This window comes from Synechococcus sp. H55.9 (assembly GCF_047462355.1).
Lineage (GTDB): Bacteria > Cyanobacteriota > Cyanobacteriia > Thermostichales > Thermostichaceae > Thermostichus.
In genome coordinates, this window is record NZ_JANSJB010000105.1 from 1 (window position 1) to 8,559 (window position 8,559).

An 8,559-nucleotide genomic window follows, 5' to 3' on the forward strand; every position below is an offset into this window, starting at 1 on the left:
TTCAATCGCTCTGCTACCGCGCAATTCGTACCCGCTTTGGGCTATCCAGCAACCTGGCACAACAGGTATGCAGAAGGCTGGCCGCTGCCCGCAAGGTTGCCCAGCAAAAGAATCGTCCAGTCAAAGCGTTCAAGAGCGGCTTTGTTACCTACGATGCCCGCATCTTTTCTTTTCGGGAAAAAGACTGGACGGTGTCGCTGACCACCGTTGAGGGACGCGAACGCTTTGAGCTGGATATAAGTAACTACCAGCGCGGCATGTTAGCAGGCTCAAACCCTAAAGCAGCCACGTTGGTCAAACGCCAAGACGGTTCCTACTCCATTCAAATTTGCGTGGAGTCTGAGGTGCCGGAGCCACAAGACACCACCAAGGCAATTGGCGTGGATTTGGGTAGGAGAGATATTGCCCACACCTCTGAGGGGGATAACTGGAATGGACAGCAGTTGAACCAGGTCAGAGACCACTACTCCAGGTTGAGGGCGGCTCTGCAACGCAAGGCCAGTAGGGGCACACGCAGTTCTCGGCGCAGGTGTCGGGAGCTGCTGCAACGGCTGTCTGGTCGGGAGAGGCGCTTTCAAACTTGGGTCAATCACCGCATCTCCAAGTCCATTGTTGCTAGGGCACTGGCCACCCACCGTTTTATTGCCTTGGAAGACTTGACTGGGATCCGGGAGCGAGTCAACCAACAGCCGCGCAGCAAGACGGAGCGGCGGCGGTCGAACAGTGAGGCCTACGGCCCGCTAGCGCGAGGGGCGTTCTACCAGTTGCGGCAGTTTGTGCACTACAAGGCCGCCAGAGCAGGGGTGAAGGTTGTGGTGGTGCCGCCTGCCTACAGCTCGCAGACCTGCCACCGGTGTTTGTGGCTTGGGCAACGGGAAGGGAAGCGTTTTCGTTGTGTGAACCCGGCCTGTGGTTGGGAAGGGGATGCGGATTTTAACGGTGCCAACGTCATTGCGCTTTTGGGGGTCGCTGTAAACCGGCCTAGAGGCCCGTGGTTGGCTTGCCAACTGCAGGGCTACCCTTCGCGTCAGCGGCGCGGAGCGCTTAAGCCTGCTCCGTACCGCTTAGCGGTCGGAGTCGGGTAGTTTACTACCCCGGTAGTCCGGTGCAATCCACCGAGATCCGGGGATAAGACATAAAGGCCGGGGCAGGATCCCCTCTGACCCATTTCCTCGGATCTCGGCCAGGGATCCCTATACTGGGGTAGAAGCACTGGAAGGCACCGGAACGGCAAGGGTAGCATTAGGTCAGACTGCTAGAGGGGGAAACAACCGATGGGATTGTTCGATCGGGTCAGCCGAATCATCAGATCCAATATCAACGCGCTGGTCAGCAGCGCCGAAGATCCGGAGAAAATCCTGAACCAAACCATTCAGGACATGTCGGAGGATCACTACCAAATGCGGCAAGCGGTTGCCCAGGCCATTGCTGCCCAGAAGCGGATCGAGCGGCAGTATGAGCAAGCGCAGCAGAACGTTGACGAGTGGCAAAGACGGGCCGAGTTGGCCCTGCGCAACAACAACGAAGCCCTGGCCCGCGAAGCGCTGGTGCGCAAGAAAACCTTTGCCGAAACTGCCCAGAGCCTGAAGCGGCAGTTGGATGAGCAGACCAAGCAGGTGGAGGTCTTAAAGGCCAACATGACCAAGCTGGAGAGCAAAATCGCCGAGGCCAAGACCAAGAAAGATATGCTCATCGCCCGGGCCCGCGCTGCCAAGGCTTCTCAACAAATTAACCAGGTCATCGGACGGGTGGACGCCACCAGTGCCTTCGCGGCTTTCGAGCGCATGGAGGAGAAGGTGAACTCCCTGGAAGCTCAGTCGGCGGCGGTGGCGGAGCTGGCGGTGGACAACTTGGAGAACCAGTTTGCCGCTTTGGAAGCAGGTGGGTCGGATGTCGATCACGAGCTGATGATGCTGAAAGCGGCGATGCAGGGCCAATTGCCCGCCGGAGAGCGGAAAGTTTTGCCGCAAGCCCAATCTGCTGCCTCGGCTGAAAGCGAGGTAGATGCGGAGTTGGAAAATCTGCGCCGCGAAATCGACCAGCTTTGAACAACGGGAGGCCGTGTCTGCCTGAGTTCCTGGGGCATGTTTCCTCTTGGCTTAGGTGGGTTGGGGTGTCCTTACCGGGGGGACACAGAGTGGTAAGCTAGCCCAGAAGAGCTCTCGGCCTGCTTCTGGCAGGGGGGGAGCTTGGGTTAAGGTAGCCTTCCTGCGTTTTTGCGAGAGAACCAACAGCGATGACAACAGCGAGTATCAAGCCTCTTTTAGATGCCAAGCAACTGTTGCAGGCTTATGCGTCTGGCCAGCGGGATTTCTCTGGCTCCAACTTGAGCGGAGCCCAGTTGAGCGGTGCGAACTTGAGGGGCATCATTCTGCGGGATGCCGATTTGAGTGGGGCGGATCTGCGCGAGGCGGATTTGGCAGGGGCGGATCTCTCCGGAGCCGACCTGCGCGGAGCCAAGCTGCGACGGGTGAACCTAATCGGAGCTAAGTTGGTGAAGGCGGATCTGCGGGGGGCCAACCTCTACCGGGCTAAGTTGCTCAGGGCTGACCTTAGCGAAGCAGAGCTGAACCGGGCCGATCTGCGCATTGGCGCCGATCTGCGCGGAGCCATCATCACCAACACCCACTTCCGTGGCGCCCTTTACGACGAGTACACGAAGTTCCCGGATGGCTTTAACCCGACCGAGATGGGCATGTAGGCTTTCTAGGGAACCAGCTCCTGCCACAGTTGGGTAACGCCTTCGGCAGCTGCTACAAAGGGCGGGTTGTGCAGCTCCGGTTTGTTGTAGCGCAAGGGATCCCCTTGCAAGTTCGTGACACTTCCCCCCGCCTGCTCGACGATACAGTGGGCGGCGGCGGTATCCCATTCCAGGGTGGGGCCAAAGCGGGGGTAGAGATGGGCGGATCCCTCGGCCACCAGGCAAAACTTGAGGGCGCTACCCACAGACTTGACTTCGAGAGAACTGTAGCGCCGTCGCAGCCGCTCCAGGAACTGCTCCGTCTCCGGGCTGCGGTGGGAACGGCTGGCCACAACCTGCAGAGGAGCCTGGGCGGGGGGGCGGGCCCGGATGGGCTCTTTGCCTTTGTAGGCCCCCAGCCCTTGCGCTGCCCTGTAGGTAAGGCCGAGAGCCGGGGCATGGACGACGCCTAAGATGGGGATCCCCGCCTCGACGAGGGCGATGTTGACCGTGAACTGGCCGTTGCGCCCGATAAACTCGCGCGTGCCATCTAGGGGATCCACCAGCCAGAACTGCCGCCACTGTTGCCGCTCCGAATAGGGGATCCCGCCGCATTCTTCCGACAGCACGGGGATCCCCGGAGTTAGATCTTGCAGGCCCCGCAGGATCAGGTGGTGGGCGGCCAGATCTGCTTCAGTGAGGGGGGAGAAGTCGGTCTTGTCCCTGACTTGGATCTGCTCTTGCCGATAGATCTCCAGAATGGCCTGCCCGGCTGCTTCTGCAAGGCGGCTGACATGGGGCAAGAGATCGGCCAGATCCTGCATGGGCAACCCCCCAAGATTTAGCAGCGCACCGGAATGCCGTGGGCGGCCAAATCGGCTTTGATCTGGGCAATCGTCAACTGGCCGTAGTGCAACAGAGAAGCCAACAGGGCTGCCTCTGCCCCCCCCTCCTGCAGAGCTTGGCGGATGTGGGCACAGTCTCCCGCCCCCCCTGAGGCGATCACCGGCACCGCCACCGCCTCGGCCACGCGGCGGGTCAGCTCCAGGTCGTAGCCCGCTTGGGTGCCGTCGGCGTCCATGCTGGTGAGCAAGATCTCCCCTGCCCCTCGCTCGGCCACGGTTTTGGCCCACTCCACCACGTCCAGCCCCGTCGGCTCCCTCCCCCCGCGCACGTACACTTCCCATCCCCCTGGTTTGGCGCGGGCGTCGATAGCCACCACGATGCACTGGGATCCAAACTGACGGCTGGCCTGGGTGACCAGATCCGGATCCCGGACTGCCGCCGAGTTGAGGCTTACCTTGTCGGCCCCGGCCCGCAACAGTTGCCGGATCCCTTCCACATCGCGGATCCCACCTCCCACCGTGAGGGGGATGAACACCTGCTCCGCCGTGCGCTGCACCACCTCCAGCAAAATCTCCCGCTCCTCGTGGGTAGCGGTGATGTCCAGAAAGACCAGCTCGTCCGCCCCCGCCCGATCATAAGCCTGGGCCAGCTCCACCGGATCCCCGGCATCGCGCAACTGCACAAACTGGATCCCTTTGACCACCCGCCCCGCCGCCACATCCAGACAGGGAATGATCCGTTTGGCCAACATCGCCTTCTCCTCCGCTGGCGTGATGGCCTAGCCGAAGCTGATGACCAAGAAGGGTTCTTGAAACTTGGCCCCGGCCACCTGCCGACCCGCCAGGCTGGGAGGCAAGAACAAATTGCGCCGCTGATCCCCGGCGGTGATGGTCAGCTCCGGGCCCGACTGGCTCAGCTCGATCTGGGCCTTGCTGAAGCCGGGAATAAACAGCTTGACTGTACGCGCTCCCTCGTCGATGGCCACGGGCGGCGGCACATCCGGCACGGCGAATATGCCCCCCACCGCTGCCTCCAAAGCTGACCAATCGGATCCTTGACGCAGGGGAAGTGTGCGTACGGTCAAGGGGAAAAAATCGGCAGCCGAGACCTCGCCCGGAGCCAGAGGGGTGACCCAGAGACCGCCCACCGTCAGCCCCACCATCTGGGCACTGCCCCAGAGGTAACGGGCGGTCTGGACAGCCATCGGATCTGGGGTGGTCACCAAGTGGGCCAACACACGGCGCGGATCGGCGATGGCCTGCCGCCCCTGCTCGAAAATGTTGGTCATCCCCCCCAGCCGATTCGACAGATCCTCTAAAGACGAGAACTCCACGGTGCTGACCGACCGCAGCAACGGCTCGGCAAAAGGGCGCAGGGTTTTGGCCAAGTCGGATCCCAGAAAAGCCTGGGAAGCCCGCCGCCAGTACCAGCTGGCCACCTCCGGGATGCCAAAAGCCCGCAAGGTGGTCAGATCCCCCGGCCCATCGTAGAGAATGCAGTCGTATTGGCCGCTGGCATCGTAGCGGCGCAGCGCTTCCAGGGCCAGCGCCTGATCCATGCCCGGCAACACCCCCAGCTCCTGACCGTAGATCTCCCGGAAAAAGGGAGTGCGCACATATCGGGCTTCCAGCTCTTTGGCCGCCGTCCAGTGTTGTTCCAGAAGCTGAGTTGTGCGCAACTGCACCACGCTCAAATTGGCGGCAATGGTCACCGGCTCCCCGGCAAGTGGGATCCCGCCCAAGAGCATCTCCAGCGCCGGCCCCGCCTGATGGCCCACCAACAGCACTCGCCGCCCCTGTTGGGCTGCTGCCCGCGCTGCTGCCACCGCCAACGTGCTCCGGCCTGTGCCCCCCTTACCCAAAAAGGTGAGGATCTGGCTCATTCCCGCTCTCCTGCCTCGCCGTAGATGTCGATGTACAAAGACTGGCCCGCCAACTGGGCTGCCGCCATCATCACCTGCCGAATCGCCTGCAGAGTGCGCCCGCCGCGCCCGAATACCCGCCCGCGATCCTTGGGGTCAAAGGCCAGCCGCAGCCATACCTTGCGCCCGCCACAGGTGGTTTCCACGTCCATCTGCAGCCCAGATGAGCTGAGCAACGGCTCGATCAAAAGATGGACAAGGGCTTTGTAGTCTGGCATGGGCGTCTGGCAAGGAAAAACGGGTTCAAGCCGAGCCTATAGCCAAAAGGTTAACCGATGGCGTCAGCGGGACGAAGTCCTTATCCTAGGCTTTGGCTGCTTCTTCGACCCGTGGCTCTTCAATTGCAGATTCTTGGTGGCTCGATTCTGGCAGGGATCCAGCCTCTGCCACAGCCGGCTCTGCATCGGGTTCAGGAGCTTCCGTAGCAGGTTCTTCTGTTGGCTCAGGGATCCCAGCTTCAGGCTTGGCGATGGCCGGGATGCGAATCGAGGCAACCACTCCGCCTTCTCCTGCTTTCAGCATCTCGTAGATGCCGGCCTTTTTGAGAAGACCCTCCACGGTCTCCGTGGGCTGAGCGCCACAACGCAACCATTTGAGCAGGCCCGCCGTCTCCAAAACCGTCTCTTTGGTGCGCGGGTTGTAGTAGCCCAATTCCTCCAGCGGACGGGCCTCGCGACGGCTTTTACTTTCGATGGCGATGATGCGATAGCTGGGTTGCCGTTTTTTTCCGTAGCGCTTGAGCCGCAATTTGACCATGGGGTATCTGCTCCTTAGGGTTGCTCCGCAAGCTGTGAAGGGTGGTTAGAGAAAAACCAAAATCAAACCCGTGCCCGCCACCCCGATCCCCTACCGGAAATCTGGGCAGACACAGGCTCTCTATTTTAGTCGATTTTTTCCTTGGCTGAAAAAGAGCCAAACCGACGCCGGGCGGCGCTCTTCATGGCAAAGTTGAAGAGGAAACCCACACTCAGCAACACCCCCCATGGTCAACTACGCCGACTTGACAGATGAGCAGCGCCAGCTCTACCTCAAAGCCCTGATCGCGGTGGCCCGAGTGGACGGCCAGTTGGACGAAGAGGAAACCAACTTTTTCCTGCAAATTGCCGAAGGGATGGGCATTGAAGAACAGGTGGCCCAAACCTATCTGGCCGAGAAAACAGACGCAACCCTAGACCTCAGCGGGATCCCGCCTCTGCACAACGCAGCCGGGGCCTTGATCCTGCGGGATCTGACAACAATGGCGGTGGTCAACAACGAGCTGACAGAAAAGGAGGAGGCGCTCATTTTTGAGATCGGCAAGGCCATGCAGTTCAGCCGGGAGGAGATCGACGAGTTCCTGAACTGTGCCTTCATGGGCCTGCAATGGCAACTGAAGAACAGGGGCTTGCTAGAGCGCTACGCCCAGCCTTCTCAGGGAGATCCAGCTACCGAATAGCATTAGATAGCATCAGCCAGAACAGCCGGCCTTGGCAACCGCATCAACACCCCGGCTTGGTGTTTCCCCCAACCAAGCCAGGGAGCCTTTCAGGTTCAGCCCAGACATCTGGCCATCGCAACCTAGCCGATAAAGCGATCCAGGGCCCGTTGCAGCTCTTCCAGCTCCACTTCGATATTGCCGGTCTCGATGGCGTGGCGGATGCAATGGCGGATGTGATCGTCCAGGATCAGCCGCGCCACCCGATCCAGCGCCCCCTTGACGGCGGCAATTTGTAGCAGCACATCTGGACAAGGTTGATCCTGCTCGATCATGGAGCGGATCCCGTGAACGTGCCCCTCGATGCGCGCCAAGCGGTTGATCAACTTGCGCCGTGACTGAGGATCATGATGGTGAGGCTGGGCCCGCCCAGACAGGGGCGGCTTTTCCAGCGCCAACTCCCACTCCTCCTCCCAATCGGGTTCTGAAGGGAGCGGTGGAACGGAGCGAGCGCCAAGTGGAAGGACAGGATCGGACATAAAAAGGGCAGAAGACTGCTTGCATAATACTGCTTGGTTTTCCCTGGGAACGATAGGGTACTCTACAATAAGAAAAGATATGAAATTTTGTAAAACCTCTCATACGCTGGCTCCATGACCTCTGTGCTCTCCCCCTTTGGCCCTGTAGAAGCGGATCTGGAGCGTTTACGCCAGAACCTGACGCGGTTGGTTAGCGCCAAGCACCCCATTCTGGCTATGGCTGCCGAGCATCTGTTTTCGGCAGGTGGGAAAGGGATCCGGCCAGCCATTGTGCTCCTCATTGCCCGTGCCACCACTCCCGATGGGGAGATCACACCCCGCCACTGGCGCTTGGCAGAGATTACCGAGATGATCCACACGGCCAGCTTGGTACACGATGATGTCATCGATGCTGCCGACGTGCGACGAGGAATCGACACGGTAAACACCCTCTTCGACAATCGGATAGCCGTGCTGGCGGGGGATTACCTCTTCGGTCAGGCTGCCTGGTATTTGGCCAGTCTGGACAATCTGGAAGTGGTGAAGCTCCTTTCCAAGGTGATCATGGATCTGCCAGAAGGAGAGGTGCGTCAGAGCCTTACCCGCTTCAACCCGGATGTGTCGATGGAGGACTACCTGGCCAAGAGCTTCTACAAAACGGCCTCCCTGATGTCCGGCAGTTCCAAGGCTGCCGGTCTGCTGAGTGGGGTGAGCGAGGAGGTGGCGGATCGGCTATTCGATTTTGGGCGGGATCTGGGCATTGCCTTTCAGATCGTTGACGATCTGCTGGATTTCACCGCTTCGGCAGAGATGCTCGGCAAGCCGGTGGGATCCGACCTCATCCAGGGCAACCTCACCGCACCCGTTTTATTCGCCTTAGAGGAATTTCCCCAGATGCGGGAGCTCATTCTCAGGGAACTGTCCAACCCGCAAGACCTGAAGCAGGCCCTAGAGTGGGTGTATCAAAGCGAAGGGATCCCACGCTCTCGTCAGTTGGCGCGAGACTATGCCCGTCAGGCCGCCGAGGCGCTGGAAGTGCTCCCGGATTCTGTAGCCCGCCGGGCTCTGTTTCAAATGGTGGACTATGTGCTGGAGCGGCTGCACTGAGCAGCCCAGGCAGAGTCAAGCGACCTCCCTAGCGGGCGGTGTCGCCCAACACTTGAGTTTCCGAACGCAGCTC

At 60.4% G+C, this 8,559-nt stretch carries 10 protein-coding genes and 1 pseudogene; 5 read left to right on the forward strand and 6 right to left on the reverse strand.

Annotated elements, in window-relative coordinates; genetic code table 11:
• From NW857_RS11430 to NW857_RS11440, 3 genes are all read left to right on the forward strand, one after another.
• Positions 1–1,085 (forward strand): RNA-guided endonuclease InsQ/TnpB family protein (locus NW857_RS11430; protein ID WP_414368988.1); only part of this gene is annotated, 1,085 nt, incomplete at its 5' end.
• 189 nt (positions 1,086–1,274) lie between these two features.
• Positions 1,275–2,048 (forward strand): PspA/IM30 family protein, encoded by a 774-nt coding sequence (locus NW857_RS11435; protein WP_414335790.1) that lies wholly within the window; start codon positions 1,275–1,277, stop codon positions 2,046–2,048.
• Between the two features lie 188 nt (positions 2,049–2,236).
• On the forward strand, positions 2,237–2,701 hold the full coding sequence (locus tag NW857_RS11440) for a pentapeptide repeat-containing protein (RefSeq protein WP_414335792.1): 465 nt from the start codon (positions 2,237–2,239) through the stop codon (positions 2,699–2,701).
• Positions 2,702–2,706: 5 nt separating this feature from the next.
• Here NW857_RS11440 and cysQ read toward each other — a convergent pair whose 3' ends face one another.
• From cysQ to rpsP, 5 genes and pseudogenes are all read right to left on the reverse strand, one after another.
• Complete coding sequence (gene cysQ / locus NW857_RS11445; RefSeq protein WP_414368990.1) at positions 2,707–3,504, reverse strand: 3'(2'),5'-bisphosphate nucleotidase CysQ; 798 nt, start codon at positions 3,502–3,504, stop codon at positions 2,707–2,709.
• A gap of 17 nt (positions 3,505–3,521) precedes the next feature.
• Positions 3,522–4,277 carry an imidazole glycerol phosphate synthase subunit HisF gene (gene hisF / locus NW857_RS11450; protein ID WP_414335796.1) on the reverse strand — a complete coding sequence of 252 codons (756 nt, stop codon included), beginning with the start codon at positions 4,275–4,277 and terminating at the stop codon, positions 3,522–3,524.
• Positions 4,278–4,304: 27 nt separating this feature from the next.
• Complete coding sequence (locus NW857_RS11455; protein ID WP_414347738.1) at positions 4,305–5,408, reverse strand: ArsA family ATPase; 1,104 nt, start codon at positions 5,406–5,408, stop codon at positions 4,305–4,307.
• Positions 5,405–5,665, reverse strand: coding sequence for a KH domain-containing protein (locus NW857_RS11460; RefSeq protein WP_414335800.1), 261 nt, complete (start codon positions 5,663–5,665; stop codon positions 5,405–5,407). The genes NW857_RS11455 and NW857_RS11460 overlap by 4 nt, the downstream gene beginning before the upstream one ends.
• Positions 5,666–5,957: 292 nt before the next feature.
• A pseudogene (gene rpsP, locus NW857_RS11465) lies at positions 5,958–6,203 on the reverse strand (30S ribosomal protein S16); the annotation flags it as partial.
• A gap of 226 nt (positions 6,204–6,429) precedes the next feature.
• Here rpsP and NW857_RS11470 point away from each other — a divergent pair.
• Positions 6,430–6,882 carry a TerB family tellurite resistance protein gene (locus NW857_RS11470; RefSeq protein ID WP_414335802.1) on the forward strand — a complete coding sequence of 151 codons (453 nt, stop codon included), beginning with the start codon at positions 6,430–6,432 and terminating at the stop codon, positions 6,880–6,882.
• Between the two features lie 122 nt (positions 6,883–7,004).
• On the opposite strand, the gene NW857_RS11475 is transcribed toward NW857_RS11470, so the two are convergent.
• On the reverse strand, positions 7,005–7,319 hold the full coding sequence (locus NW857_RS11475) for a metal-sensing transcriptional repressor (protein WP_414368993.1): 315 nt from the start codon (positions 7,317–7,319) through the stop codon (positions 7,005–7,007).
• Between the two features lie 195 nt (positions 7,320–7,514).
• Between NW857_RS11475 and sds the strand changes: the two genes are divergently transcribed.
• Positions 7,515–8,486 carry a solanesyl diphosphate synthase gene (gene sds, locus NW857_RS11480; protein WP_414338940.1) on the forward strand — a complete coding sequence of 324 codons (972 nt, stop codon included), beginning with the start codon at positions 7,515–7,517 and terminating at the stop codon, positions 8,484–8,486.
• The last annotated feature ends 73 nt before the right edge of the window (positions 8,487–8,559 follow it).

Bases quoted from the DNA above. Each gene is read 5' to 3' on its own strand.
- NW857_RS11435 (WP_414335790.1), top strand. From the start codon at position 1,275: ATGGGATTGTTCGATCGGGTCAGCCGAATCATCAGATCCAATATCAAC.
- NW857_RS11440 (WP_414335792.1), top strand. From the start codon at position 2,237: ATGACAACAGCGAGTATCAAGCCTCTTTTAGATGCCAAGCAACTGTTG.
- cysQ (WP_414368990.1), bottom strand. From the start codon at position 3,504: ATGCAGGATCTGGCCGATCTCTTGCCCCATGTCAGCCGCCTTGCAGAA.
- hisF (WP_414335796.1), bottom strand. From the start codon at position 4,277: ATGTTGGCCAAACGGATCATTCCCTGTCTGGATGTGGCGGCGGGGCGG.
- NW857_RS11455 (WP_414347738.1), bottom strand. From the start codon at position 5,408: ATGAGCCAGATCCTCACCTTTTTGGGTAAGGGGGGCACAGGCCGGAGC.
- NW857_RS11460 (WP_414335800.1), bottom strand. From the start codon at position 5,665: ATGCCAGACTACAAAGCCCTTGTCCATCTTTTGATCGAGCCGTTGCTC.
- NW857_RS11470 (WP_414335802.1), top strand. From the start codon at position 6,430: ATGGTCAACTACGCCGACTTGACAGATGAGCAGCGCCAGCTCTACCTC.
- sds (WP_414338940.1), top strand. From the start codon at position 7,515: ATGACCTCTGTGCTCTCCCCCTTTGGCCCTGTAGAAGCGGATCTGGAG.